Origin of the sequence: Methylobacterium jeotgali (assembly GCF_022179345.1) — a bacterium.
GTDB lineage: Bacteria > Pseudomonadota > Alphaproteobacteria > Rhizobiales > Beijerinckiaceae > Methylobacterium > Methylobacterium jeotgali.
This window is the reverse complement of record NZ_BPQR01000038.1, coordinates 30,256-55,314: the sequence shown is the minus strand read 5'-3', so window position 1 is coordinate 55,314 and position 25,059 is coordinate 30,256. Positions and strand designations below refer to the sequence as shown.

The 25,059-nt window shown below is 69.2% G+C and carries 23 protein-coding genes; 10 read left to right on the top strand and 13 right to left on the bottom strand.

The features are described from left to right. Nucleotides 1-31 precede the first annotated feature (31 nt). The gene (gene fliL, locus MFF04_RS11520) at nucleotides 32-541 is read right to left on the bottom strand and encodes a flagellar basal body-associated protein FliL (RefSeq protein WP_238275891.1); all 510 of its coding nucleotides are present in this window, start codon (nucleotides 539-541) and stop codon (nucleotides 32-34) included. 270 nt (nucleotides 542-811) lie between these two features. On the opposite strand from fliL, the gene flgF reads away from it, so the two are divergent. The 4 genes from flgF to flgH all read left to right on the top strand — a co-directional run bounded on the left by flgF (nucleotide 812) and on the right by flgH (nucleotide 4,270). Further along, nucleotides 812-1,552, top strand: a complete 741-nt coding sequence (flgF, locus tag MFF04_RS11515; protein ID WP_238275890.1) for a flagellar basal-body rod protein FlgF — start codon at nucleotides 812-814, stop codon at nucleotides 1,550-1,552. Nucleotides 1,553-1,569: 17 nt separating this feature from the next. After that, nucleotides 1,570-2,361: a flagellar basal-body rod protein FlgG gene (gene flgG, locus MFF04_RS11510; RefSeq protein ID WP_238275889.1), complete on the top strand. Its 792-nt coding sequence runs from the start codon at nucleotides 1,570-1,572 to the stop codon at nucleotides 2,359-2,361. A gap of 74 nt (nucleotides 2,362-2,435) precedes the next feature. Beyond that, nucleotides 2,436-3,473, top strand: coding sequence for a flagellar basal body P-ring formation chaperone FlgA (flgA, locus tag MFF04_RS11505; RefSeq protein ID WP_238275958.1), 1,038 nt, complete (start codon nucleotides 2,436-2,438; stop codon nucleotides 3,471-3,473). 44 nt (nucleotides 3,474-3,517) lie between these two features. After that, nucleotides 3,518-4,270: a flagellar basal body L-ring protein FlgH gene (gene flgH, locus MFF04_RS11500; protein ID WP_238275888.1), complete on the top strand. Its 753-nt coding sequence runs from the start codon at nucleotides 3,518-3,520 to the stop codon at nucleotides 4,268-4,270. Nucleotides 4,271-4,312: 42 nt separating this feature from the next. Here flgH and dksA read toward each other — a convergent pair whose 3' ends face one another. The 10 genes from dksA to MFF04_RS11450 form a co-directional block, all read right to left on the bottom strand. Beyond that, nucleotides 4,313-4,732, bottom strand: a complete 420-nt coding sequence (dksA, locus tag MFF04_RS11495) for an RNA polymerase-binding protein DksA (RefSeq protein ID WP_238275887.1) — start codon at nucleotides 4,730-4,732, stop codon at nucleotides 4,313-4,315. 158 nt (nucleotides 4,733-4,890) lie between these two features. Continuing rightward, a complete protein-coding gene (locus MFF04_RS11490) occupies nucleotides 4,891-5,907 on the bottom strand; it encodes a hypothetical protein (protein WP_238275886.1) in 1,017 nt (338 codons plus the stop codon). Between the two features lie 146 nt (nucleotides 5,908-6,053). Further along, nucleotides 6,054-7,958, bottom strand: coding sequence for an AAA family ATPase (locus tag MFF04_RS11485; protein ID WP_238275885.1), 1,905 nt, complete (start codon nucleotides 7,956-7,958; stop codon nucleotides 6,054-6,056). Nucleotides 7,959-8,154: 196 nt separating this feature from the next. Further along, nucleotides 8,155-8,574 carry a VPA1267 family protein gene (locus MFF04_RS11480; RefSeq protein ID WP_238275884.1) on the bottom strand — a complete coding sequence of 140 codons (420 nt, stop codon included), beginning with the start codon at nucleotides 8,572-8,574 and terminating at the stop codon, nucleotides 8,155-8,157. After that, entirely contained in the window at nucleotides 8,571-9,056 is a 486-nt protein-coding gene (locus MFF04_RS11475; RefSeq protein WP_238275882.1) for a hypothetical protein, read from the bottom strand. The genes MFF04_RS11480 and MFF04_RS11475 overlap by 4 nt, the downstream gene beginning before the upstream one ends. 148 nt (nucleotides 9,057-9,204) lie before the next feature. Further along, complete coding sequence (locus MFF04_RS11470; protein ID WP_238275880.1) at nucleotides 9,205-11,190, bottom strand: hypothetical protein; 1,986 nt, start codon at nucleotides 11,188-11,190, stop codon at nucleotides 9,205-9,207. Nucleotides 11,191-11,246: 56 nt separating this feature from the next. After that, nucleotides 11,247-12,767, bottom strand: a complete 1,521-nt coding sequence (locus tag MFF04_RS11465; protein WP_238275878.1) for a site-specific integrase — start codon at nucleotides 12,765-12,767, stop codon at nucleotides 11,247-11,249. A 71-nt stretch (nucleotides 12,768-12,838) separates the two neighbouring features. Next, nucleotides 12,839-13,876: a tyrosine-type recombinase/integrase gene (locus MFF04_RS11460; RefSeq protein ID WP_238275877.1), complete on the bottom strand. Its 1,038-nt coding sequence runs from the start codon at nucleotides 13,874-13,876 to the stop codon at nucleotides 12,839-12,841. Nucleotides 13,877-14,367: 491 nt separating this feature from the next. Next, nucleotides 14,368-15,741, bottom strand: a complete 1,374-nt coding sequence (locus tag MFF04_RS11455) for an MBOAT family O-acyltransferase (protein ID WP_238275875.1) — start codon at nucleotides 15,739-15,741, stop codon at nucleotides 14,368-14,370. A 112-nt stretch (nucleotides 15,742-15,853) separates the two neighbouring features. Next, the gene (locus MFF04_RS11450) at nucleotides 15,854-16,279 is read right to left on the bottom strand and encodes a flagellar assembly protein FliX (protein ID WP_238275873.1); all 426 of its coding nucleotides are present in this window, start codon (nucleotides 16,277-16,279) and stop codon (nucleotides 15,854-15,856) included. A 242-nt stretch (nucleotides 16,280-16,521) separates the two neighbouring features. On the opposite strand from MFF04_RS11450, the gene MFF04_RS11445 reads away from it, so the two are divergent. From MFF04_RS11445 to MFF04_RS11430, 4 genes are all read left to right on the top strand, one after another. Then, on the top strand, nucleotides 16,522-17,649 hold the full coding sequence (locus MFF04_RS11445; protein ID WP_238275956.1) for a flagellar basal body P-ring protein FlgI: 1,128 nt from the start codon (nucleotides 16,522-16,524) through the stop codon (nucleotides 17,647-17,649). 19 nt (nucleotides 17,650-17,668) lie between these two features. Continuing rightward, the gene (locus MFF04_RS11440) at nucleotides 17,669-18,034 is read left to right on the top strand and encodes a rod-binding protein (RefSeq protein WP_238275871.1); all 366 of its coding nucleotides are present in this window, start codon (nucleotides 17,669-17,671) and stop codon (nucleotides 18,032-18,034) included. After that, the gene (locus MFF04_RS11435; RefSeq protein WP_238275870.1) at nucleotides 18,021-18,494 is read left to right on the top strand and encodes a hypothetical protein; all 474 of its coding nucleotides are present in this window, start codon (nucleotides 18,021-18,023) and stop codon (nucleotides 18,492-18,494) included. Before MFF04_RS11440 ends, MFF04_RS11435 begins: the two co-directional genes overlap by 14 nt. A gap of 70 nt (nucleotides 18,495-18,564) precedes the next feature. Continuing rightward, complete coding sequence (locus MFF04_RS11430) at nucleotides 18,565-18,912, top strand: antibiotic biosynthesis monooxygenase family protein (protein ID WP_238275868.1); 348 nt, start codon at nucleotides 18,565-18,567, stop codon at nucleotides 18,910-18,912. 14 nt (nucleotides 18,913-18,926) lie between these two features. On the opposite strand, the gene MFF04_RS11425 is transcribed toward MFF04_RS11430, so the two are convergent. After that, nucleotides 18,927-19,532 (bottom strand): helix-turn-helix domain-containing protein, encoded by a 606-nt coding sequence (locus tag MFF04_RS11425; RefSeq protein WP_238275866.1) that lies wholly within the window; start codon nucleotides 19,530-19,532, stop codon nucleotides 18,927-18,929. 354 nt (nucleotides 19,533-19,886) lie between these two features. Here MFF04_RS11425 and MFF04_RS11420 point away from each other — a divergent pair, with 354 nt between their 5' ends. Together MFF04_RS11420 and MFF04_RS11415 are read left to right on the top strand one after the other, a co-directional pair. Then, nucleotides 19,887-20,105 carry a hypothetical protein gene (locus MFF04_RS11420; protein ID WP_238275864.1) on the top strand — a complete coding sequence of 73 codons (219 nt, stop codon included), beginning with the start codon at nucleotides 19,887-19,889 and terminating at the stop codon, nucleotides 20,103-20,105. A gap of 194 nt (nucleotides 20,106-20,299) precedes the next feature. Beyond that, nucleotides 20,300-20,692, top strand: a complete 393-nt coding sequence (locus MFF04_RS11415; RefSeq protein WP_238275862.1) for an MAPEG family protein — start codon at nucleotides 20,300-20,302, stop codon at nucleotides 20,690-20,692. A 66-nt stretch (nucleotides 20,693-20,758) separates the two neighbouring features. On the opposite strand, the gene MFF04_RS11410 is transcribed toward MFF04_RS11415, so the two are convergent. Then, complete coding sequence (locus tag MFF04_RS11410; RefSeq protein WP_238275860.1) at nucleotides 20,759-24,484, bottom strand: vitamin B12-dependent ribonucleotide reductase; 3,726 nt, start codon at nucleotides 24,482-24,484, stop codon at nucleotides 20,759-20,761. Nucleotides 24,485-25,059 lie beyond the last annotated feature (575 nt).

Below are 25,059 nucleotides of genomic sequence, written 5' to 3'. Positions count from 1 at the left end.
CCGGCCTCGCGTCCTTTTCCCCGCAGGGCGGCTACTGGACGATGACGTCCTTGAAGAGCACCGCCTCGACCTTGGCGGGGTAGAGGGCGACGTTGACGCGCTTCAAAAGCTCCTCGCGCAGGCGGTAGAGGCCGACGGAGCCCGCGAAGTCGCTGGCGCGCAGGTCGCGCAGGTAGACCTGCACCGCGTCCTCGACGCGGGGCATCAGGGGCTTCACCTCGCCCTCGACCTTCGCGTCCTTGAGCTCGAGCGTGATGCGGAGCTTGGCGAAACGGGCCTTCTCCTGCCCGAGGTCGGGCGTGAGGTTGAGGACCATCTCGCGCACGTCGAGGAATACGGATGGCTTCTTGACCTCGGCGACGGCGTGCTCGCCGTGCCCGTCTCCGGCGGCCGCCTTCTTCTTCATGAAGACGTAGCCGCCGCCCCCGCCCGCCGCGAGCAGCACCACGGCGGCGATGATGATGAGCTTCTTCTTGCTCTTGGGGGCCTCGCCTTCGGCGGCGCCCTCCTCGCCCTCGGCCTGCGCTTTCTTCTTGGCCATGTCTCGCGGTCCGTGCGCGTCGTCGGATGGCTCCGGGCAGGGCCGCGGAGCCGGCCTCCCAGATATCGGCCGACAGGGTTAACGGCCCGTTAAGCCGGCAATTCCTGCCGGGCCGGGATTGCCGACGGGCGCGAGCCTGCCGTGGCCGGCCATCGCAATCCCTCGGCCTATCGCATTGATCGAGAACGATGTTTCCGATCTCCGACGACTGGCACGGCCGATGCGCCAGGGTTAACGCCGCGCAGTCCAGCCGGCCGGGACCCGGGTGCGATGCAGAACGCCCTCTTCGTCGGAACGTCGAGCCAGATCGCGCTTCAGCGCGAGCTCGAGGTGATCGCCAACAACGTGGCCAACGCCTCGACCACCGGTTTCAAGGCGCGCAACAGCCGCTTCGAGGAGTACCTGATGCCGACGGCGAGCGCGGACTCGTTCCAGTCGCCCGACCGGCGCCTCTCCTACGTCATCGACAAGGGCACCACCCTCGACCTGACGCAGGGCTCCATCGAGCAGACGGGCAACCCGCTCCACGTCGCCGTGCGGGGCGAGGCCTTCCTCGCCGTGCAGACGCCGCAAGGGCCCCGCTACACCCGCAACGGCGCCTTCGAGATCGACGCGCAGGGCAACCTCGTGACGAGCGACGGCCACCAGGTCCAGGGCGAGGCGGGGCCGATCACCCTCAACCCGCAGGAGACCGGCGTCTCCATCGGGCCCGACGGCACGGTCTCGACGAATGTCGGCATCCGCGGCCGGCTTCGGCTCGTCACCTTCGCCCGGCCGCAGGCGCTGCGGAACGAGGGCGGCAACCTCTACTCGTCGCAGGACCAGCCGCAGCCCGCCGGGCTCGCCGGCCGCGTCGAATCCGGGGCGCTGGAGCGCTCCAACGTCCGCCCCGTTGTCGAGATGACCCGGCTGATGGACGTGAACCGCACCTACGCGATGGTCTCCAGCGTGATCTCGCGGCTCGACGACCTGCGGGGCACGGCGATCCGCCGCCTCGCCGACGTCGCCTGACGGATAGGAGGCGAACGATGCGCGCGCTCTACGCCGCCGCCACCGGCATGGCGGCCCAGGAACTCAACGTCCAGGTCATCTCCAACAACATCGCGAACCTTCGCACCAACGGCTACAAGCGCCAGCAGCCGCATTTCCAGGACCTGCTCTACCAGAACCTGCGCCGGGCCGGCTCCTCGACCTCCGACCAGAACACGCAGCTCCCCGCCGGGCTCGCCATCGGCTCGGGCGTGAAGACCACCTCGACCGCCCGCATCATGTCGCAGGGCACGCTGACCTCGACGCAGAAGGACTACGACGTCGCCATCCGCGGCGAGGGCTTCTTCCGCGTGACGCTGCCGGACGGGCGCACCGCCTACAGCCGCGACGGCTCCTTCGACCTGAGCGCCACGGGCCAGCTCGTGACCCGCGACGGCTACCTCGTCGATCCCGGCATCACCGTGCCGAACACCGCGACCCAGGTGACGATCAGCGCCACCGGCGCCGTGCAGGCGACGATCCCCGGCCAGACCGCCCCGCAGGCGCTCGGGCAGATGCAACTCTCCCGCTTCGTCAACAAGGTCGGCCTCGAGTCGATCGGCGACAACCTGTTCATGGAGACCGCGGCGTCCGGCGCCGCCATCACCGGCAATCCCGGCGCGGAGGGCTTCGGCAGCCTCCAGCAATCCTATCTCGAGGAGGCGAACGTGAACGCCGTCACCGAGATCTCGTCCCTGATCGCCGCGCAGCGCGCCTACGAGATGAACTCGAAGGTCGTGACCGCCGCCGACCAGATGCTCTCCACCACCTCGCAGATGTTCCGTAGCTGAGGGCCGCCATCGTGAGCGCGTACCGCCCCCTTCCCGGCCGCGACTTCGCCGACGGCCTCGAGGATTTCGACCCGATCGACATCGGGGGCGCCTTCGGGCCGCCCGCCCCGCGCCGGATCGCCCCGCTCGGGCCCGGCGCCATCCTGCGCACGCTCGCGGCGCTCTGCGTCGTGGTGGCGATCGGCTTCGCGGCCTATCCCGCCTTCGCCTCCGGCCTGCGCCTGAAGGGCGACGTCACGGCCCGCGGCGACGTGCTGACGCTGGGCGAGCTCGTGGAGGGGGCCGAGCCGGCGCTCGCCGGGCGGGCCCTGTTCCGCGCTCCCGCGCTCGGCGCCACCGGCACCATCCAGGCCCGGCGCATCGCGGAAGCGGTGGCGGCGCTCGGCCTCGGCACGGTCGAGACCGGCGGGCGCGTGCAGGTCGCCGTGCAGCGGGCCGCCCGCCGGGTCGGCCCGCCGGAGATCGAGGCCGCGCTCAAGCGATCGCTGGAGACCGGCTACGGCCTCGACGCGAGGACCCTCAGCGTGCGCCTCGACGGCGAGGGGCAGGCGCTGCTCGCGCCCCTCGACCTCAACGGTCAGGCGACCGCGCTCGACGTCACCTACGATCCGCGCTCGCGGCGGATCACGGGCCTGATCAGCCTCGGCGAGCGGCAGGCCTCCCTGCGGGTCTCCGGCGTCGTCCTCGAGATGCGGGAGGTGGCGGTGCTCGCCCGCACCCTCAACCGGGGCGAGCGGATCGAGGCCACCGACATCGCGATCGAGCGCCGTCCCCGCGAGGGCGTGCCGCCGGACGCGCAGGCCGCGGCCCCGGCGCCCGGCGAGGTCGCGCAGCGGACGCTCGGCGCCGGCTCGATGCTGCGCGCCGGCGACACCGCGCCGCCGGAGGTGGTGCTGCGCGGCGAGACCGTGACCATCGTCTACGAGACCCCCGGCGTCAGCCTCTCGATGCGCGGCCAGGCCAACGAGAGCGGCCGGCTCGGCGCCACGGTCTCCGTCCTCAACGTCGCCTCGAAGAAGGCCCTCCAGGCGACGGTGATCGGCCCGGGCCGCGTCTCCGTCGGGCCCGCCGCCCCGGTGCGGCAGGCGAGCGCCGCCCTCGACACCCCCTGACGCGCCTCCCGATCCGCCCCGAAACGCACCCTGCGGACTGAGCCATGACCTTCGCCCCCTTCGCGACGCGCCCTCTCCTCCTCGCCGTGCTCTGCGCGGGGCTCGGCGCCTGCAACACCGCCGACCGGCTCTCGCAGGTCGGGCTCCAGCCGAACCTCGCGGCGATCCAGGACCCGACCGCGCAGCCGGGCTACAAGCCGGTGCGGCTGCCGATGCCGGAGGTGCAGCCCGTCTCCTACGCGCCGAACTCCCTGTGGCGGACGGGCTCGCGCGCCTTCTTTAAGGACCAGCGCGCCGCCCGCGTCGGCGACCTCGTGACCGTGAAGGTCAACGTCACCGACAAGGCCAACCTCAACAACGAGACCAAGCGCTCCCGCTCGAACTCGGAGGGGTTCGGGCTGCCGAACGCCTTCGGCCTGGAGAACAACGCCGGGGTGAAGGCCGCCGGCATCACCCCCGACAAGCTCCTCAACGCCACCTCGACCAGCAGCAACGACGGCATCGGCTCGGTGCAGCGGGCCGAGCAGGTGACGACGAACGTCGCCGCCATCGTCACGCAGGTCCTGCCGAACGGGAACCTCGTGATCGAGGGCAAGCAGGAGATCCGGGTGAACTTCGAGATCCGCGAGCTGATCGTGGCCGGCGTGCTGCGGCCGGAGGACATCGAGTCCGACAACACCGTGGACTCGACCAAGATCGCCGAGGCCCGCATCGCCTATGGCGGCCGCGGCCAGATCACTGACGTGCAGCAGCCCCGCTACGGCCAGCAGCTCGTGGACATCCTGCTGCCGTTCTGAGCGCAGGCTCCGGCGCGGACGATCGGGTCCGCGCCAGGTTCCTCAATCGTCGCGGTAGACCCGCTCGCGGCGCTCGTGGCGCTCCTGCGCCTCCAGCGACAAGGTTGCGATGGGGCGGGCGTCGAGGCGCTTGAGGGAGATCGGCTCGCCGGTCTCCTCGCAGAAGCCGTAGGAGCCATCCTCGATCCGGGCCAGCGCCGCGTCGATCTTGCTCGTCAGCTTGCGCTGGCGGTCGCGGGCGCGGAGCTCGATGGCGCGGTCGGTCTCCGAGGAGGCGCGGTCGGCGATGTCGGGGTGGTTCTCGTTCTCGCTCTGGAGGGCGACGAGGGTGTCCTGTGCCTCGCGCAGGATCTCGCTCTTCCAGCCGATGAGCTTGCGGCGAAAGTATTCGCGCTGCCGCTCGTTCATGAAGGGCTCGCCGTCGGTCGGGACGTAACCGTCCTCGAGCGTTACTTTCGCCATCCCTGCCCTCGCGCGTCGTTACGGTCGGCGGCCCTGTCGGCGCCCGTATAGTCGAGGGCGGGGGCCGCTTCAACGCAGCCGTGAAACACCGCCGCAGCGGCCGTCGCCATGCGATAATTCCGCAACGTGCGCAATCGTTTGCTGGCATGCCAGAAGCGTCACGGGCGCGCTCCGAGCCCGGCGAGCGCGGCGGCGATGTCGGCCGTCACCCGGGCCGCGAGCGGGTGACGGTAATGCGTCTGGTCGAAGAACAGGCCGGATTCCGCGAGCTCTGGCCGGGACCGGCGCCAGTCGAGGGCCGCCGCCCGGGGCCGGCCGTCGAGGGCGCCGGCGATCGCCGCCTTGCAGGCCGCCTCCGCCGCCGCCCGGGGCGTACCCGGTGCGGGGAGGCCGGCGGCGTAGATCGGCGGGAAGACGAGGATCACCGGCGTCGCCTCGGGCACGTCCCGCAGCGCCCGCGCGAAGGCAACCGCCGCCGGGAACGGCCCGCCGCGATGGGGATCGGGCGTCGCGGGCGGCCGCTTCTCCCGGTCGGCGACGAGGCGGGGATCGTCGGCGTAGCCGAGGCGCAGGTAGTCGGGCTCATAGTCCCACCAGCCGTCCGGCCGCGCGGTCTTACGGTTCTTTCGCAGGAGCCAGCCGATGCGCTCCACCACCTCCTGCGCCACCGAGAAGGAGAGGAGTCCGCGCAGATATTCGGGCGTGCGATCGGCCAGCAGCCAGTAGGGGAAGGGCTTGGCGTTCGGCAGGGCCGGATCGTCGGTGCACCAGTACTCGTCGGCGGCGATCACCAGAGCCTCCGGGGCCGGATGGTGGCGCAGGAACCAGGCGAGCACCCGCATCTGCTCCCCGGGACCCGTCGCCGGCACGGAGAGCTGGACGAAGCGCAGGCCGGTCGCCTCCGAGAGCTTGTCCGGCGCGATGAGCTGGATGTGGGAGTTGCCGATCAGCGCCGCCGCGAAGGCCGGGTCGCGCCCCCGGCTCGCCAGGGCCGTACGCGGCCCCTGCGGACGCACGGCGCCGGCCGAGAACAGCGTCGAGCGGCCACTGTCGTAGGGGTCGAGCGCGTAGGCGAGGCCGAGATAGGCGGCGAGCACCGCGAGGCCCGCGCCGAGGAAGAGGCGCGCGAAGCGGCCCCAGGCATCGTTCGTCCTTGTCGAGGGGGAGACGGCCACGGGCTCAGTAGTATTTAGCGCCGAATGGGCTGCCAACTGTGTGTGTGAAACCACTCCAGCGTAACACGATTCGCCCCTGGCCGCCCAACGCGCCGTCAATTTCGCCTCTTCACCAGCCTCGGCGACCGCGCTTGCCTGCGACATCATCAACCAGGAACAGCGGCCGATGCCATGGCACATCCGAGCCCCGTCAGACGCCGATGGGCACTCGCCTCGGACTTCACCGCCTCCCCGAAAGCCTTGCGGTCGCCGAGCAGGACCACCTGCTCCCGTCCGCGCGTGACGGCGGTATAGATCAGCGAGCGGTCGAGCAACCGCGTCGGGGCAATTGGGACGACGACCCGACGGAATGCGGATCCCTGCGCTTTGTGCACGGTCACGGCGTAGGACAGCACGGTATCGTCTAGGTCCCTTCCCGTGAGTGCGTGGCGGACACCGTCGAACTCGGCTTCCAGAATATCGCTGGCGAACCCCGTGACGTGACCGAGGGAGCCGTTGCGCAAGCCGAGACGGTAGTCATTGCGCAAGAACATGACGGGCTCGCCCACGGCGAAGCCTGCCCCGGCCATACGGTCCTGGCCATGGGTCAGGTACTGATGGAAGCACTCGTTGATCGCGTCTGTGCCGACTGGGCCGCCCTTGGTTGGACAAAGGATGCGCATGTCATCGCTCCAGCCTCCGCATGTTGCGACCGCGTTCACGACGTCGTCGAGGGTGGCCTGACCACGCGCCGACCCATCGAGGAAAGCGACACCAACATCCGCCCCCGCCACCGTTCTCGCCATGACCGGCAGCGTCCCGGCACGAATGGCTGCGGCGACCTGCGGTATGCCTGTAGCGGCCGCCTGCCTATGCACCCGGACCAGGGTGACCTTCGGGATGAAGGGCGCCGCGACGAGCTCGTGGAAGACCAACCCGAAGCCGATGGGTGGCAGCTGGGCGTCATCGCCGACAAGCAGCAGACGGCAGCCCAACGGCATCCTCCGAAGCATGCGGTAAAATGTCGGCAGATCGACCATCGACGCCTCGTCGATGACCACCAGGACTTGCGGTCCCAGCGCGATCTCCCCCGATTCGAGGCGGCCGAGGAAGGCCGCGATGGTGGAGGCAGGGTATCCCGTCGCCTCGCTCATCCGGACGGCTGCCCGCCCGGCTAGGGCAATCAGATGGACTACGTGTCCATGGGTCATGGCCGCGTCGCAGACGGCCTTCAGCGCGGTCGTCTTTCCGACCCCTCCTCCGCCGACAAGCAGGCCCAAGGGCGCCTGCACGCCCATCCTCACGGCCTGCCGCTGCTCGGGATCAAGCACGAGCCCTTCGCCGTCCGCGTTCCTCCGGAGCCATGCGTCGATCTCGACATCCGTCACGGGCCGAGCGACGAGATCGCCGGTCGGCCCAGCACCCGCCATCGCCCGTAGGCGCTCGGCGACGTATCCCTCCATCATAAAGGCCCCGGCGGGCTGGTATCCGCCGAAGGCCTCAAACACGGCACCCTCCGCCAGGGCGAGCCGAACCGCCCGCACCGCCACGTCGACGTCGCCGTCGATCCGCGCCGCGACCTCGTCGATGAGGTCTTCGGGGCCGACCCAGGTATGGTGGTCGCCGAAGCGGTCGTAGAGGACACCCTCCACCGCCGCCACGAGCCGCGCCGGGTCGTCGACGGCCACGCCGAGACGTCGAGCAGCCGCATCGACCGTCTTCCAGGGCGCTAGGGCCATGAGGTCGTAGGGCCGCTCCCGAAGCCGCCGGGCAGCGCCGACGCCCCATAGGGCGAGGATGCGACCGGCGAGGCGGATGTCAAACTGGGCCTCGCCGAGCCAAACCACGATATCTCCGTGGGCCTGCCTTTCCCGCCAGGCGACCACCAGTGCGGCGGCGCGCTCCTCCCCGACGACGTCCGAGAAGACGCCGGCGTCTCCGTCGGCCAGGACCCTCGGGAGTTCGTCCCCGAACCTCTCCCACAGGCGTGCGGCGGAAGCAGGCCCGATCCCGACGAAGGCCGGATCCTGGGCGAGATGGCGCACGAGGGCTTCACCGACGAGGTTCAGCATAGGGAGCTTATCCGGACCCGCGGCGCCTGCCCCGCCGACCAGCTACCATCATGCCACCGTGCTCGGTCCGGGGAAGGGACGAGCGCAAGCGTCGCACTCCGCGCGATCCCTTCCCCTACCCTGCGCGCGATGCCCTGCTGTACGCAGGTCGGCTCCGAGGGACGGTCAGTCTTCGATCTCACCAAGGGACTGGACCTCACGGCGCGACGCGGCGCCCGGCCATCATCACCGCCTCGACGTGTTCCAGGCGACGCAGCCGTTCGCGCAGGCCGTAGTTCTCGGCACGAAGGGCGGCGTTGGCCTGTTCGAGCTGGTGGATGCGCCTGTCCCGCTTGTCGGAACGGGCGACGGGTTTGTCGTCGTCATCCTCTGCGCGCTCCAGGCCCACCATCAAGCCGGCCCCGGCGACGGCCTCGTCGAGTAGAGCCTTGGCTCCCTCGTTCACGTAGAGCACCTGCCGGTTGAAGCCGCAGGCCAGGGCGATGGCGGATCGGTTGACCTCACCGCCGCGCATCGGCAGCGGCACGCCCCTTTCCCGCAGATCGTCGAGGTAGGCGCGTAGCTTTTCAACATTCTCGGCGCCGGCCAGGGGACCCGACTTGCCGCCACCGCTCACTTGACGCCGCCCTTGAGCTTGGGGTCGGTCTGCCCGCGGTCCGTGGGCAGGAGCTTGGCGTCGAGTTCCCCTTCGGTCAGGCCTTTGAGCAGGAAGGCGTTGACCGCCCAGCGGGCGAACCGTTGCTCATAGGCCGCCAGCTTCTCCGCCAGCAGGCGGTTCTCCTCCTTGAGAGCCTCGACCTGTTTGGCGTAGAGCGCCATGGCGGCATCGCGAGGCGCCCGGCGGGCCTTGCGTGGGCCCTCCTCCTGGCGCTTCTGGAACGACTTCTTGATCGCGTCGTGGCCTTCGAGGGTCTGGCGTCTCCACCTGTGGCCGAACAGGCCTTCCGCGAAATTGATGACGGCGTCCCACGTCAGGGGCTCCCTGGCATAGTCCCACGTCCGGATCTCGCGGACGAGGTCGGCGATCTCTTCCGGCCTGAGCCGGCGGCGCCCGACGACCCGCTTTCGTCCAGGGCCAGTCGCCGTCCCCCGCGCCATGCCTAAGCGCCTCCTCGACCGATCCCGGCTGCCGGCGACGCGCATGGCGCGCCCCCCCCGTGCAGCCACCCTTGCGAGCAGCATGACCGTTCTCCGTTGGTGTTCGGTTAAGGATGTCGGGAGGACCTATCCGCCGGCTTCGCGTTGGCTAGGCCGGATCTGGCTCGCCGAGCATGCGTAGCGGGCCTCGCAGCGCCCCCCGCGGGTTCGCCTGGACCAACGTCCCGTCGGCGACGGCTGGGTCGTCATGTGCGGTTAGGACGGCCCTCAGGCCGGCCTGCATTCGCTCCTGGTGGGCGACCCAGTTGGATGCACCGAACGATTCCTCGGCCATCTCCTCCCGCGCCTTGCCGAGGAGGAACTCCGTCTCGGCGAGCAGTGTCTCCGCCCGGCCCCGTTGGATCGCATCTCCCTTCACGACCAGATGGTCGCAGCAGTCCGCGCAGGAGCCGTGGTGATGGCAGGGCGCAAGGGACCAATCGTTCACGCACACGCCGAGGTCGGTGGTATGGGCCGTGGCGATGCCCGCCTTCAGGAAGTCGGCCCTATCCATCGGCGGCAAACGGTCCGCCATGTCCGAGATGGGCCCCTTGACCGATCCAGCCTCCATCAGCTCGCGCGCCTTCTCGGCCAGTACGATCCCGCTGAGGTGGTTGTAGGCCGCGTTCTGCTCGACGCTCTTACGGCCCGACCAGCGCGCGATGTCGACCTGCGACGCCCCGCCGTCCTGAGCCAGGGTGTTCAGCCAATGGCGTAGGGCATGCGACGTCATGCGCAGCGGGGCACCCTCGGCATCGACGTGCCCAAAACGCTCGAAAATCGACGCGACGTTGGCACGCCCCGTCAGGCAGTTCTGGATCTCGTAGTACGCTAGGAAGCGCACGACCGTCGGACGCCGGAGCCATCGCGTTCCGAAGAACCCCGCGGGAAGGATCAAGAGATGATCCTCGCGCTGGACGCCCTCGTGGCCTTCGGGGATCTCGCCCATGCGGCTCAGGAGTTCAGCCTCGACGTCGCCCAAGCGAACCTCGTAGGCGACCCCGGACCGACGGTGGGGCAAGCGGTTCTTGACGATGAAGTCGCGGCCAGCGATGGGGTCCTTCTCGCCCTTGACGATGAGCGAGACCTCGTTCGTGCCGAGGATCATGTCCGGATCGGCGCCGGTCCAGGGTTCCGGCACCCAGGCCCGTCCTGGGTTCGCCGCGAGCCAGCGAGCGACGGCGCGAGAGGGCTCGGTGATGCGGCGCAGGTCGGCGATGGCGCGCTTCGCCACATCCACCATGGCGGTCGGGATCCACTTGATGTCCCAGCCGTGCCCCTTGCCCCCATGATAGCGCAGGCCGTATCCGACCACGGGCTTCCCGGAGGCGTCGATCAGGGGCTCGCCCTTCTCGGTGAGCGCCCGCGTCACCTCGCAGTCGGCGGGCATCGTAAGGACCTCGTGGATGCGCCAGGGGGCGCAGACCATCAGCTCGATGGTCCGCATCAGGACGACGTCGGTGTCGTCCACGACCCTGCTGGCGATGTCCGCCAACGCGTCCAACACGGCGTCGCTCGGAAGCTTGGCCGCTCGGACGGCCTCCATGTCCGCGCCGCCCTTCCCCTGGCCCGCCAAGACCTTGCCGGAAACCGGGTTCGGGAAATCGATGGGGACCAGTGAAATGCCGCGTCGCGTTACGAAGTTCGCGAGCCGCGAGAGGTGCGATCCCATCGCGTACCTCGCCGTGTCCCTTGCGCCTCCGGCCTCGAAGGCGGCGAAGGCCGCGGCGAAGTCTTCCGTGGTGAGGCGGCAGGGGTCGTGGTCCTTCGGCTCCAACACGTCGTGCAGCCAGCGGCCGGCGCGGATCATGTTGCCGTAGTCGCCGAGCATCTTGCGCGCCTTGTTCGCGTCGGCGAGCCTGACGTAAGCCTTCAGAAGGTCGCTGAACGGTTGCGCCAGGGGGCGATCCGTATCCGCACGCTTGGTGTGATGGACATGGGTACGCTTCCCGCCGGGCGGGTTGCGGCTGAAGTACAGCGCCCGCGCGTTGTTCATCGAGGGGTGCCGACCACGGTCGCGCGGCAAGGCCCAGATCATCGCGTCGAAGTCGAGGTCGGGCCCGAACGCTTGGCTGGCTCGGGCCTCCTCGATCACGTGCGCGAGGTTCGCCGCCGCGGTCCGCTGGCGGGCCGTGACAAGGACATGGACCGTCATGCGGCGTCTCCCTGCCTGAACTCGGCGACCTGTCGCACAACGGCGGCCACGGCGAGGATCGTGCGGTCCATGGTTCGGACCTGACCCTCGTCGACGCCCCGATCCATCATGTCCTGTCGACGGGCCACGTACGTCCGAAGTACCTCGTCGTGGGGCCCGTCCAGCCACGGCTGGAAGCGGACGCACTCGTAGCAGGCGGTCGGGGCGGTCAGGCCGCAGAAAGCGAACGAACCGCAGGTGCCCACCGGCTCGATGGCCCCACGGTCGCGCGCATGGTGGTAGACGCGGCTCGGCGCGCCAACGTCGCCCCGGACGGCCTCCGCCTCGGACCGTACCACCATGCCCATGAACGCCATGCCCATCGGCGCCATCTGCAAGGCGAGGGCCTCGTCCAGACGGGGCACCAGATCCCCCCGCAGGTTGACGTAGGTGATGACGGTCTGCGTGTCCGAATGGTCGGCCGCCTCGGCCGCCGCCTTTAGGCTGCCTCCCTCCCGCAGGAACCGGGTGATGAACGTGTAGCGCAGGCGCCGGGGGACCACGCGCAGCGGCTCCCCGGTCCGAGGGGAGATCACCCCGAGCTTGTCCACGGTGTTGATCAGGAGCGTCCGGACCTCGGTCGAATCGAGATGCATCGCGAAGGCCCGGTGGTCAGACTCCGCGACCGTCGATCGGGGCGACGCCCTCACGAACAGCGGCATTGCGAAGTCCCCATGGGGCCACCCGTCGCGCCGCGCCCGCTCCTCATTGGCCGCGACCAGGGCGGCGACCTTGGCGCCGATCTCCGGGTTCAGCTTCCGGGTCTTGAACGCGGTCCGGTACTTGGCGTGGCGCTTCTTGATACGGGGCACCTTCAGCCGATGGACGATGGCCCCCGTGCCCGGGTCGGACAAGGGCTGGTAATCGTCGGCGCGAAGCAATGCCAGGTTCAGGGGGTTTGAGCCGAGCGCCAGGAACAGCCACACGGCGACCGACTCCATCGGGCTCAACGTCCCGAGCTCATCGGCGGCGCGCAGAGCGTTTGCGAGCGCAGTGGTCTCCAGGTCCGTGAGCGGGCCGTCCCGGGGGTCGTCCGACAGGACCGCGCGGCCCTTTGGATCGTTGCCAATGGATACCTCGTCCAGGCGGTCGGCGACCGCGCGGTCGAAGCCGGGATAGTCGCGGCGGGCGCACCAGACGTACCACATCCGGTAATGGTGGAGGTACGTCGCACTCCAGCGACGGAGGATACGGATTTCCTCGAACGGCTCGAAGCCGATGGTCGTGCCCGGCATCGCCACCTGCCGTGGGAACGCGTCCGTGCCCATCATCCGCGACAACACGCCGAACGCCGTCGGCGCGTACACGGGCGCATGCGTGCGGATGAGCTCGACCAGATAGTCGGCCGTCGCCGAACGCACCTCGTCCCGAACGCCGGGCAGCCGCCCCCAGTCGATGCGGCTGCCCGCGCTCGCCAGGTCGTTCATCCGCCAGATCGGGCCGGTGCAGTCGACCTTCAGGCCTGCACGGTCGATCACGATGCCCCGCCCCTGCGTAAAGGGTTCGTTCGGGGAAGCTGTCGGAGCCGGACGTGTCACGCCTGCCATCGTCAGGCTTCCGGTACGAGGTCGTTCTGCATGGTAAGCATCAGTCGGTCGGCCTCCTCTTGTGTCGCTCTGCGGGCGTAGGACGCCCCCTGCTCGGAGGTTTCCTTCCAGCCCATAAGGAAGTTGCGCAGTTGCTTCTCGACCGCGTCCCGCAACTCCGCCTCGTCGGCCAGTCGTGAGAACCGGTCGTTCCAGGTATGCCGGAGCAGATGCGCGCTCATGTTCCCTGGAACGCCCTCGCACTTGCGCAACGTGCGGAAGATCGCCTCCACAGAACTTTTCGAGAGGCCTACCCCGCGGCGGGACACGAACACGTATTGGGATTTGCTGGCTTTCCCGTAGCGCTTCCTGTCCTTGCGATCCTTGATGATCCAGTCCCACAACACCCTGGCCAGCGCCTTGGCTACCGGCAGGGGACGAGCCTTCGTCTTCACCAATGGCTGTCGCTGGCGCGTGTCGGCGGGATCGTCGGCTCTGCGAACGACGAACAGTCTGGGGGCGGGTCCCTCCAAGCGCAGGTCGGTCGTCTTCAAGGCCAGGGCTTCGGACAACCTGAGGCCGAGCTGGTAATAGAGGAGCACCAGCACGAAGTTCCGGAACTGGTACTTGGCGGGGAACGGGTTCGACTCGGAACCCGGAACGATGGCGCGCAGGAGAGCTGCCTGCTGTTCCTCCGTCAGGCCCTCCCGGCTGATAGGCACGGGTGTAGGCAGGTCCGCCACGAGCCACGTCTGGCAATCGTGCAGCCGTTCGCGGGCTTCCTGGAACGAGACATTCGCGCGGTCGAGCTTCTGGATGCCGAAGCCGGCATGCCATTCGATGTATTTGGCGACGATCCGGCACCGCGTGAGCCACACGGCACTCGAAACCGTCGGATCGCCACGGCGCGAACCGACGCCGGCGGATCGAAGGGACTGCCGGAGGCCCTCGATCTCGAACGTCTGGAAGAAGCGGAGCCCCTGAAGCCGTTCGAGCAGGTCGATGCCGCTTCTCTCCGCCCAGGTGTGAAACTGGGCGATGACCCGAGCCTTGCCGATCATCGTGCCGGAGGAATGCCCCGGCGAACGCAGGCGTGTGACCGCGTAGAGAACGGGCCAGTATGCGCCGAGCCCGTCCGGGCCCTCGGTGAACGCGAAGCGCTCCCCGTTGTCCCAGATCGTTTCCTTAACCTTATAGGAGAATTCGTCGTTCAGTAGCAGAGGCTTACCCCGCTTATTGGACGACGAATTATAGAGGGAAATCGCTCCGTCGCATATCGCGGAGGATGCGCTCGGTTAACGGGCGAACCTGAGAAGGCGGTTTTGAAGCGGCAACGGGTGCTGAGCCCGGACAAGCCATAATTGACAGACTTTAGGACATTTTCCGTGAAAAATGTTCTGTCGCAATGGTTTAATGACGATATTTTACGTCCAATCGCACTGCGGGTATTAAGACGACCGCCGCCCAGAGACGTAAAAAACGCCGTCCGCTGAAAAGCGAACGGCGCCAATGTTTTAGACCATATAGTTTACTTCATATTACGTACGGTGATCTAGAACTGGAAGTAGATGAAGTCGTAGTTCGCGTCGTCCCCGATCTTGAGGAGGAGGACGACGAACAGCAGCGCGAAACCGAAGGCCAGCGTCCGACTCGGCGGCAGCCGGTGGACCGCCGCCCAAGCGGTCGGCCCGACCATGGCGACGAGGGCCGCGATCAGGATCGTGCGCCACTTGAAGCCGGAACCCATCGGCGCGAACCCGAACAGCGCCTTGTAGACCGCGAGCGCCGCCTCGAAGCTGGTTGCGCGGAACAGTACCCAGGTGAGCACCACGAAGCCCGCCGTCAGCGCCCAGCCGGCGATCCGCGGCATCCGGAGGCCGGCCCGCCGCGAGAGCACGCCGGCCCCGAGCCCCGCCCCGTGGGCCGCCCCCCAGGCGACGAAGGTCAGTCCCGCCCCGTGCCAGAGGCCGCCGAGGCTCATGGTCGCGAAGAGCGCGCCGAGCTGGACGGGCAGGCCGTGCCGGTTCCCGCCCATAGGAATGTAGAGGTAGTCGCGCAGGAAGCGCGACAGGGTCATGTGCCAGCGCCGCCAGAAGTCCGTCAGCGACGTGGCACGGTAGGGCACGTCGAAGTTCTGCGGCAGCACGATCCCGAAGAGCAGCGCGATGCCGAGCGCCATGTCGGTGTAGCCGGAGAAGTCGAAATAGATCTGGAAGGTGAAGCCCAGCACCGCCTGCCAGGCCTCGGCGACGCTCACCACCTTGCCGGCGGCGGCCGCCTGGAACACCGGGTTGACGTAGGCCGCCAGCGGATCGCCGAGAAAGACCTTCTTCGCCAGCCCGACGCAGAGCAGCATGATGCCCCGCCCCACCCGCTCGGCGGCGTCGGGCCGCGCGTAGGGCCGCTCCTCGAACTGGTGCATGATCTCGCTCCACCGCACGAGCGGGCCGGCGAGAACCTGCGGGAAGAAGGCGATGTAGAGGGCGTAGCGGGTGAGCCCGTAGCCCGGCGCGCGCCCGGCCCTCAGGTCCGTCAGGTACATGACGTGGTGGAAGGTGAAGAAGGAGATGCCGAGGGGCAGCACCCAGCCCGGCTTCGCGAGAACCACGCCCGGCAGCAGGCTCGCGAGATCGGCAAAGAAGTCGAGATACTTGAACAGCGCCAGCGCGGCGAGGTTGGCGACGATCGCCGCCGGGATCAGCCAGGACTGGTGCCCGCGGAGGTAGGCGCGGGCCACGAGCCAGTTGCCGAGGATCGAGGCCCCGAGCAGCGGCACGAAGCGCACGTCCCACCAGCCGTAGAAGACGAAGGACAGCACGACGAGGAGCGGCAGCCGCCAGTCCGGGCGGAAGCGCTCGGCCAGCGCGTGCAGCGTCAGCGCGGCCGGCAGGAAGGCGAGCAGGAAGACGAAGGAGTTGAACAGCATCCGCGCGGCAACCGGCGCGGAGGGGCAGGCCCGGCCGCGCCGGCCCGGGTCCGGGCGGGTTTTTCGAGGATCGCCCGGCCTGCGTCAATCACGGGATCGGACCCCGCGCAGGTCAGGCCGCGCCGCGCATCTCCAGCTTGGCGAGTTCGACGGCGGCGCGCAGCTCGATGTCGGCGACGAGCCCGTCGAGGCGCGGGTCGCCGCTCGCGCCGGCCTGCTCCGAGAGGCGTCCGGCGATGGCGCGCAGCTCCCCGGTCGGCACGCGGCCGGTCAGCAGCGCTGCCTTGAGACGGTCGAGACCGTCGAGAAGGTCGTGTCCGCGCCTGGCGTGGCGGCGGCGGCGCTCCTGGGGCGCCTCCTCGGCACCCTGGAGCGTCAGTACCGCGTCGAGACCGGCGAGGCTCGTCGCCGCGGCCGGCCCGCCCGTTGCAGCGGCCTCCGGGCCGGCCCCGAGGCTGAAGCCGCCCGGCGCGGCCGGACGGCGCGCGCCCGCGAGGGCGGCGTTGCCGGTGACGGGCGAGCGGGAATCGACGCGCATGGAACGAACCATCGGCACCCCTGCGGCGCCGAGGCCCAGACTCGGAGCCACGTGGTTAACCGCCGGTAAACGGCCCGGCAAAACCTGCCCGGCCGGCAGGGAGCGATAGAGCGATCTTGGGGACCGGCATTTCAGATTTTCGGAAAATCCAAGCGAATTCAGAAGCTTGTCGAAACCGCCCGTCTGGCACGGTGCTCGCGAGGCGGATGGCCGAACACGGTCCCGCCAGCATTCCGGCACCCATGCGCATCGACGGCCTCCTTCGGCGCCTCGCCCTGCTTCTCGGGCTCGCCGCCACCCTCGCCGGACAGGCCGCCCCGGCGCTCGCCCTGTCGCGGGTGAAGGACCTCGCCTCGATCGAGGGCGTGCGCCAGAACCAGCTCGTCGGCTACGGCATCGTGGTGGGTCTCAACGGCACCGGCGACACGCTCAACAACATCCCCTTCACCAAGCAGTCCCTCCAGGCGATGCTGGAGCGCCTCGGCGTCAACACCCGGGGCGCCACCATGCGCACGCAGAACCTCGCCGCGGTGATGGTGACGGCGAACCTCCCCCCCTTCGCGACGCAGGGCACCCGCATCGACGTGACCGTCTCCTCGCTGGGCGACGCCAAGTCGCTCCAGGGGGGCACGCTTCTCGTGACGCCGCTGCTCGGCGCCGACGGCGAGGTCTACGCCCTGGCGCAGGGCTCGGTGGCGATCGCCGGCTTCGCGGCGGAGGGGGACGCGGCCAAGATCACCCGCGGGGTGCCGACGAACGGGCGCATCTCCAACGGCGCCAACGTCGAGCGCGAGATCGCCTTCAAGCTCAACGACGCGCGCACGCTGCGCCTGTCGCTGCGCAACCCCGACTTCACCACCTCGAAGCGCGTGGCTTCCGCGATCAACGACTTCATGGGCGCCGACACCGCCGAGCCCACCGACCCGGCGACCGTGACGCTCCAGATCCCGGCCAAGTACCGGGGCAACATGATCCGCCTCGTCACCGAGGTGGAGCAGCTCAAGGTCGAGCCGGACCAGACCGCCCGCGTCATCGTCGACGAGCGCTCCGGCATCATCGTCATGGGCCGCGACGTGCGCATCTCCACGGTCGCCATCGCCCAGGGCAACCTGACGGTGACGATCACCGAGACCCCGCAGGTGAGCCAGCCCGGCCCGCTCTCGAACGGGCAGACCGCGGTGGTGCCGCGCACGGCGCTGAAGGTCGACACCGGCGACGGCAACAAGCTGGCGCTGGTGAAGGAGGGCGTCAGCCTGCGCGAGCTCGTCGACGGGCTCAACGCGCTCGGCGTCGGCCCCCGCGACCTGATCTCCATCCTCCAGGCCCTGAAGGCGGCGGGCGCCCTCCAGGCCGACATCGACCTGATGTAGCCGACAAAGGAGCCGACTGATGTTCCCACTCGCCACCATCGCGGCCAACGCCGCTCTCGGCGTCGGCAAGGCCCTCGTCGGGGAGGTCGCCGCCGCGGCCTCGAAGCCCGCGGTCTCCTCGGCGCAGACCGCCGACGCGAGCAAGCTGCGCAAGACCGCGACCGACTTCGAGAAGATGTTCCTGGAGCAGAGCTTCGACCGGATCGCCAAGTCCGAGGGCACCGAGGGGCCGCTCGGCGAGAACGGCACCGGCGGCGACGTCTGGCGCTCGATGCTCACCAAGGAGTACGCCAGCGAGGTCGTGAAGAGCGGCGGCGTCGGCATCAGCGACCAGATCTACAAGCAGATGCTCCAGATGCAGGAGGCCGGCGGTGCAAAGGCCTGAGACGGTGTGCATCGCCGACCGGGCCGGGGCCGAGGCCCTCGTCGCCGAGGTGCTCGGCGCGATGGCGGCGCTGGAGGCGGTGCTCGATGCCGAGAGCGGCCACGTCCGCGCCGGGCGCCTGCGGGAAGGCCTCGCGGAAGCCGAGCGCAAGGCCGCGCTCGCCGCCGCCTACATGCGCGGCCTGGAGACCGTGAAGGCGAACGCCGTCGCGCTCGCCCGCTTCGCGCCCCAGGGCATCGAGGCGCTGAAGACCGCCCATCGCCGCTTCGCGGAGGGCGTCGAGACCAACCAGGCGGTGCTCGCCACCGCGCGGACCGTCTCGGAGGGGCTGATCAAGGGGCTCGCCAAGCAGGTCGGCGAATCCCGCGCGCCGAGCGTCTACGGCCGGCCCGTGCACGCCCCCTCCCCCTACGGACGCGGCGCGGCGAGCGGGCCGCTGGTGCTGTCGCGCAACCTCTGAGGGGTGCCGCCATCGGCGGTCCGGGCTATCCTCGGCCCCCGTCCGCGCGAGCGGACGAAGGCAGGACACCATGATCGCCGTCATCTTCGAGGTCTGGCCCGCGGACGGGCGGACGCAGGACTATCTCGACCTCGCCGCGGCGCTGCGCGACGACCTCGCGCAGGTGGACGGATTCGTCTCCGTCGAGCGCTTCCGCAGCCTCACCGATCCGGACAAGCTGCTCTCGCTGTCCTTCTTCCGCGACGAGGCGGCGCTGGCGGCCTGGCGCAACCGGGACCGCCACCGGGCGACGCAGGCCAAGGGGCGCAGCGGCATCTTCCGGGACTACCGCCTGCGCATCGCCGGGGTGGTGCGCGACTACGGGCTGAACGAGCGGGACGAGGCCCCCGCCGACAGCCGGGCCGCCCACGGAGCCTGAGGGAGGGGCCGGCCTCAGCCGCGGGGATAGACGATGATCGACAGGTAGGTCATAGGCGTCCTGATGAGCCGCGCCGGGCCGTGCAGCCCGTGGGAATCGAACAGCAGCGAGTCGCCGGGCTGGAGGTGATAGTCCTCGCCGGAATGGTGATACATCACCTCGCCGCTGAGCATGTAGATGAACTCGGTGCCGGCGTGGCGGAAGCTCGTATAGGCCTCCGCCTGATCCTCCAGAGTGATGAGGTAGGGCTCGACCACGACCTCGCCGCGGATGCCCGCCCCGAGCAGCTCGTAGATGTGGCCGACCTTGGTGCCCCGCCGCTCGATCAGCACGCCCTGGCCCTGCTTCACGTAGGAGCAGTCGCGCGATTCCTCGAAGGCGCTGAACAGCGCCGTGATCGGCACGTTCAGCGCCGAGGCGATGGCGTTGATCGAGGCGAGCGAGGGCGAGATGGCGCCGTTCTCGATCTTCGAGATCATCCCCGGCGAGATGCCGGCGGCGCTGCCGAGATCGGCCACCGAGAGGTCGCGCTCCCGACGCAGCAGGCGGACCTGATGGCCCAGGGCCTTCTCGAGGGGCCTGTCCTCGACGACGGGCGCGTTCGACGCGGTGTTCAGCATCCGGTCCTTCGCCGTGCGCCACGACCGCGGCCGGCGATCGCGGCGCCGCGGGGGTCGTGCCCACTATGGAGGCGGCATCCGATCTTGACCAGAGAGCCTGCGGACGGACGGCGCGTCCATGATCCAAGCCGGATCGCCGAGCGGCTTCGAAAGGTGCGCGGCGTGAAACCTTCGCGGGCGCGGCATCGTACAGGTCTGTGGACGGCGTCTCCCGGTCGCGGCGGCGCGGCGGCCGCGAAGACGCGCGCCTCCAGCTAAGTATTTGATTTTATTTCTTTTTCTTGGAACGGTTGGAGAAGAATCCTGTTGTCAATCTATCCGTCCGGAGGATGGAATGAGACAGGGAGAGAATGCATGACGAGATTGAGCCTCACGCTCGCGGCCGCCACCGTGCTGGGCGGCCTCGCCCTCGGCGTCGGCAGCGCGACGGCGGCGCCGATGGGTCCCGGCGGCGTCCAGACCGAAGCCCCGGCCTACACGCAGGTCCGCATGACGCATCGCGAGCGGATGATGCATCGGAAGATGATGAAGCGCAAAATGATGAAGCGCAAAATGATGATGAACCGCATGTAAGGCACGCCGGACGGCCTGTCGGCGGACGATGAATCCTGCCGGCAGGCTCGGAGCCTTCGAGGCCGAGCGCCGTCGCGGAAGCGGGTCGTCGGCCGATGGGAACGGGAGCCGGGCCGAGACGCTTCTGCTCCCCGAGCGCGACATGCCCGCCTGTCGAGCCTTTCGCCGCGTGCCGGGCGGTCTTGGAGAGCACCATGACGTTTCCCGCGGTCACCGCCTTCCACGCCGGGCTGCTCGCTCTGATCTATCTCGGCCTCTCGGGCTGGGTGGTGGCCGGACGCCTCTCGATGGGCGTGCTCCACGGCGACGGCGGCCGGGAGGCGCTCGAGAAGCGCATCCGCTCGCAGGCGAATTTTGGCGAATACGTGCCCTTTGCCCTGCTCCTCATCGCCTTCGTGGAGGCGGGCGGCGGCAGCCTCACGCTGGTGCGGAGCCTGCTTATCGTGCTGCTGATCGCCCGGCTTCTGCACCCGATCGGCATGTTCGCCCCGCCGAACTCCCCCCGCCAGTTCGCCTGCCGGGGCGGCGGCGTCATCGCGACTTTCTCGGTGATCGCCGTGGCGGCTGTGACGCTGCTGGTGCGATAGCTCGCTGCGTGGCCACCGAGGCCCGCAAGCGAAAGGGGGAGGCGCGGGACGCCTCCCCATCTGTTCTCACGAGCAGCCGGTGGTGCTGCCGCAGGTGTCGCATTTCAGGCAGGTGCCGTTGCGGACGAGCGTGAAGTTCGCGCATTCCGGGCAGGCCTCGCCCACGTAACCCTTCATCTTCGCCTCGGCGCGGCGATCCGCGACGCTGCGCTCCGGCTTGGCGAACGGCAGGGTCTCCACCGCCGTCTCCGCCGAACCCTCGACCAGCGGCTCCACCTTCAGCGCCGTGGCGCCGTGGACCGCATGGACCGCGCCGCCCGCCGGGACCGTCTGACCACTGGCCGCCGAGGCGACGCCGATCGTGGCGCCCGCCGGGCCGCCCTGGATCAGGGTCAGCTTGTCGGCCGAGCCCCGGAGCAGGCCGCGGGAGACCACGGCGGCGACCGCGGTGCCCGGCTTGTCGCGGGTGGTGTCGCTCTCGCCGCCGCCGAGGGCGGTGTTGCCGATCTCGGACGGGTTGACGTGGGCGAGGTCGCTGCGGCCGAGATACGAGATCGCCAGCTCGCGGAACACGTAGTCGAGGAGCGAGGTGGCGTTCTTGATGGCGTCGTTGCCCTGCACGAAGCCCGCCGGCTCGAAGCGGGTGAAGGTGAAGGCCTCGACATACTCCTCCAGCGGCACGCCGTACTGGAGGCCGAGCGAGATCGCGATGGCGAAGTTGTTCATCAGGCTCCGGAAGGCGGCGCCCTCCTTGTGCATGTCGATGAAGATCTCGCCGAGGCGCCCGTCCTCGTACTCGCCGGTGCGCAGGTAGACCTTGTGGCCGCCGACCACCGCCTTCTGGGTGTAGCCCTTGCGGCGGTCCGGCATCTTCTCCCGCGACCGGATGCGCTCGACGCGCTCGATCACCCGCTCCACGATTTTTTCTGCGGCGATCGCCGCCTTGGCGGCGGCGGGCGCCTGGACGATCGCCTCGAGGGCGTCGTCGGTCTCGTCCTCCTCGTCACTGATCAGCGCCGCGTTGAGGGGCTGCGAGAGCTTCGAGCCGTCGCGGTAGAGGGCGTTGGCCTTCAGCGCCAGCGTCCAGGACAGGCGGTAGGCCGCCTTGCAGTCCTCGACGGTGGCGTCGTTCGGCATGTTGATGGTCTTGGAGATCGCTCCCGAGATGAAGGGCTGCGCCGCCGCCATCATGCGGATGTGGCTCTCGACCGAGAGGTAGCGCTTGCCGATGCGCCCGCAGGGGTTGGCGCAATCGAACACCGCGTAGTGCTCGGTCTTGAGGAACGGTGCGCCCTCCAGCGTCATCGCCCCGCAGACATGGGTGTTGGCCGCCTCGATCTCCTTCCGCGAGAAGCCGAGGAAGGAGAGCAGGTCGAAGCTCGGATCGGCGAGCTTCTCGGCCGGCACCTTGAGGGTGTTGGTGAGGAAGTCGTCGCCGAGCGTCCAGCGGTTGAGCACGAACTTGATGTCGAAGGCCGCCTTCAGCCCCGCCTCGACCGCCGCGATCTTCTCGTCGGTGAAGCCGCGGGCCCGCAGCGAGCCGGGGTTGACCGCAGGCGCCTGGCCCATGGAGCCGTGGCCGACGGCGTAGGCCTCGATCTCGGCGATCTCGCTCTCGCGGTAGCCGAGGGAGCGCAGGGCGTCCGGCACCGCGCGGTTGATGATCTTGAAGTAGCCGCCCCCGGCGAGCTTCTTGAACTTCACCAGCGCGAAGTCGGGCTCGATGCCGGTGGTGTCGCAGTCCATGACGAGGCCGATCGTGCCGGTCGGCGCGATGACGGTGGCCTGGGCGTTGCGGTAGCCGTGCTTCTCGCCGAGCGAGAGCGCCCGGTCCCAGGCGGCCTTGGCGCGCTCGGCGATGTCGGCCTGGGGGACGTTGGCAAGATCGAGGGGCACGGGGGCGATGGAGAGGCCCTCGTAGCCCTCGGCCTCGCCGTGGGCGGCGCGGCGGTGGTTGCGGATGACCCGCAGCATCGAGGCCTCGTTCCCGGCGTACTCCGCGAAGGGGCCGAGCTCGGCGGCCATCTCGGCCGACGTCGCGTAGGACACGCCGGTCATGATCGCGGTGAGCGCGCCGGCGAGCGCCCGGCCCTCCTTGGAGTCGTAGGGCAGGCCCATGGTCATCAGCAGGCCGCCGATATTGGCGTAGCCGAGCCCGAGCGTCCGGTAGCGGTAGGAGAGCTCGGCGATCTCCCGGCTCGGGAACTGCGCCATCATGACGGAGATCTCGAGCACCACCGTCCAGAGGCGGTTGAGGTGCTCGAAGGCGGCCGTGTCGAACCGCTTCGTCTCGCGGTCGTACATCGTCAGCAGGTTGGTCGAGGCGAGGTTACAGGCGGTATCGTCGAGGAACATGTACTCGGAGCACGGGTTCGAGGCCCGGATCCGCCCACCCGTCGGGCAGGTGTGCCAGTCGTTCATCGTGGTGTTGAAGTGCAGGCCCGGATCGGCCGACGCCCAGGCCGCCTCGCCGATTTTTTCCCACAAGTCGCGGGCATCGATCTCCTTGGTGACCTTGCCGGTCACGCGGGACGTCAGATGCCATTTCTCATTTGCATCGACCGCGCGCAAAAAGCTGTCGGTCAGCGAGACCGAGTTGTTGGAGTTCTGGCCGGCGACGGTGAGGTAGGCTTCCGAGTCCCAGTCGGTGTCGTAGACGGGGAACTCGATCTTGGTGAAGCCCTGCCGGGCGAACTGCATGACGCGCTTGATGTAGGCGTCCGGCACCATCGCCTTGCGGGCGGCGCGAACCTCGCGCTTGAGGGCGGGGTTGCGCTCGGGGTCGAAGCAGGCGTCCCCTTCGGCCTCGCACTGGGTGCAGGCCTTCATCACTGCGGTGAGGTGCTTCGAGACGACCTTCGAGCCGGTGACGAGGGCGGCGACCTTCTGCTCCTCCTTCACCTTCCAGTCGATGAAGGCCTCGATGTCCGGGTGGTCGATGTCGACGATGACCATCTTGGCGGCGCGCCGGGTGGTGCCGCCGGACTTGATGGCGCCCGCCGCCCGGTCGCCGATCTTGAGGAAGCTCATCAGGCCCGACGACTTGCCGCCGCCGCCCAGCCGCTCGTTCTCGCCGCGCAGCATCGAGAAGTTCGAGCCGGTGCCGGAGCCGTACTTGAACAGACGCGCCTCGCGCACCCAGAGGTCCATGATGCCGCCCTCGTTGACGAGGTCGTCCTGGACGGACTGGATGAAGCAGGCGTGGGGCTGGGGGTGCTCGTAGGCCGAGGCCGACTTCGTCAGCGCGCCCGTCTTCCAGTCGCAGTAGTAGTGGCCCTGGCCGGGGCCGTCGATGCCGTAGGCCCAGTGCAGGCCGGTGTTGAACCACTGCGGCGAGTTCGGCGCCACCATCTGCCGGGCGAGCATGAAGCGCAGCTCGTCCATGAAGGCCTGCGCGTCCTCCTCCGTGGTGAAGTAGCCGCCCTTCCAGCCCCAGTAGGTCCAGCAGCCGGCGAGCCGGTCGAAGACCTGGTTCGCGGAGGTCTCGGAGCCGGAGCGCTCCGTCTCGGGGAGCGCGGCGAGCGCCGCCTCGTCGGGCACCGAGCGCCACAGGAAGGACGGGACGTCGTTCTCCTCGACCTTCCTCAGGCGGGCGGGCACGCCGGCCTTGCGGAAGTACTTCTGTGCCAGCACGTCGGTGGCGACCTGGCTCCAGCTCTCGGGCACCTCGATGCCCTCGAGACGGAACACCACCGAGCCGTCCGGGTTGCGGATCTCGCTCAGCGCCTTGCGGAACGGGATCGCCGCGTAGGGCGAGGAGCCTTGCGTGGTGTAGCGACGCTCGATCCGCATGAAACACACCTCTCACGACGAGGCACGACACCTCGCCCCGCGCCCGCGCGGTCGTCCATGGTTTCCGGGGTGCCGATCCCGTCCGCGCCTGGGATGCGCGGGCCGGTTCAGCGGTCATTATCGATGATGCTCGCGAGGGGCGGGAAGCCCTGCCCGGCAGCCTCGAAGCATGTCCCGGAGAGTACCCAGGCTGGGCCCTCCGCGTCAACAACTGGTAGGCGGCGCCGGAGTTTCCGCCTAGATGTTGTGTCAGAGGACTCAATCCTGTGGACAAGTCTCAGACACCGGTAAGTGCGCTTGGGGCCGATCCGAATCCGGATCGGATTATTTTTCGTCAACGCCGATCCGGGCGTCCGGCTGTGACCCGCGGATCACAGAGGGGAGCCGACACGGCCGCTTGCGATGCTCCGCCCCTGCCGAGCGATCCTCATCCGTCCGCGCGGCCGATCCGGGTCTCGAAACGATGCGAACCCGCTTCCGGCTCCGGTGAGCGCACGGTGCCGGATGATGACCCAGGCTCGCTTGGCCCGATATCCCGATCGCAGTCTTGAGAATCACCATCGATCATGCAAATC

Bases quoted from the DNA above. Each gene is read 5' to 3' on its own strand.
- fliL (WP_238275891.1), bottom strand. From the start codon at position 541: ATGGCCAAGAAGAAAGCGCAGGCCGAGGGCGAGGAGGGCGCCGCCGAA.
- flgF (WP_238275890.1), top strand. From the start codon at position 812: ATGCAGAACGCCCTCTTCGTCGGAACGTCGAGCCAGATCGCGCTTCAG.
- flgG (WP_238275889.1), top strand. From the start codon at position 1,570: ATGCGCGCGCTCTACGCCGCCGCCACCGGCATGGCGGCCCAGGAACTC.
- flgH (WP_238275888.1), top strand. From the start codon at position 3,518: ATGACCTTCGCCCCCTTCGCGACGCGCCCTCTCCTCCTCGCCGTGCTC.
- dksA (WP_238275887.1), bottom strand. From the start codon at position 4,732: ATGGCGAAAGTAACGCTCGAGGACGGTTACGTCCCGACCGACGGCGAG.
- MFF04_RS11485 (WP_238275885.1), bottom strand. From the start codon at position 7,958: ATGCTGAACCTCGTCGGTGAAGCCCTCGTGCGCCATCTCGCCCAGGAT.
- MFF04_RS11475 (WP_238275882.1), bottom strand. From the start codon at position 9,056: ATGGCGCGGGGGACGGCGACTGGCCCTGGACGAAAGCGGGTCGTCGGG.
- MFF04_RS11460 (WP_238275877.1), bottom strand. From the start codon at position 13,876: ATGATCGGCAAGGCTCGGGTCATCGCCCAGTTTCACACCTGGGCGGAG.
- MFF04_RS11455 (WP_238275875.1), bottom strand. From the start codon at position 15,741: ATGCTGTTCAACTCCTTCGTCTTCCTGCTCGCCTTCCTGCCGGCCGCG.
- MFF04_RS11450 (WP_238275873.1), bottom strand. From the start codon at position 16,279: ATGCGCGTCGATTCCCGCTCGCCCGTCACCGGCAACGCCGCCCTCGCG.
- MFF04_RS11445 (WP_238275956.1), top strand. From the start codon at position 16,522: ATGCGCATCGACGGCCTCCTTCGGCGCCTCGCCCTGCTTCTCGGGCTC.
- MFF04_RS11440 (WP_238275871.1), top strand. From the start codon at position 17,669: ATGTTCCCACTCGCCACCATCGCGGCCAACGCCGCTCTCGGCGTCGGC.
- MFF04_RS11430 (WP_238275868.1), top strand. From the start codon at position 18,565: ATGATCGCCGTCATCTTCGAGGTCTGGCCCGCGGACGGGCGGACGCAG.
- MFF04_RS11425 (WP_238275866.1), bottom strand. From the start codon at position 19,532: ATGCTGAACACCGCGTCGAACGCGCCCGTCGTCGAGGACAGGCCCCTC.
- MFF04_RS11420 (WP_238275864.1), top strand. From the start codon at position 19,887: ATGACGAGATTGAGCCTCACGCTCGCGGCCGCCACCGTGCTGGGCGGC.
- MFF04_RS11415 (WP_238275862.1), top strand. From the start codon at position 20,300: ATGACGTTTCCCGCGGTCACCGCCTTCCACGCCGGGCTGCTCGCTCTG.
- MFF04_RS11410 (WP_238275860.1), bottom strand. From the start codon at position 24,484: ATGCGGATCGAGCGTCGCTACACCACGCAAGGCTCCTCGCCCTACGCG.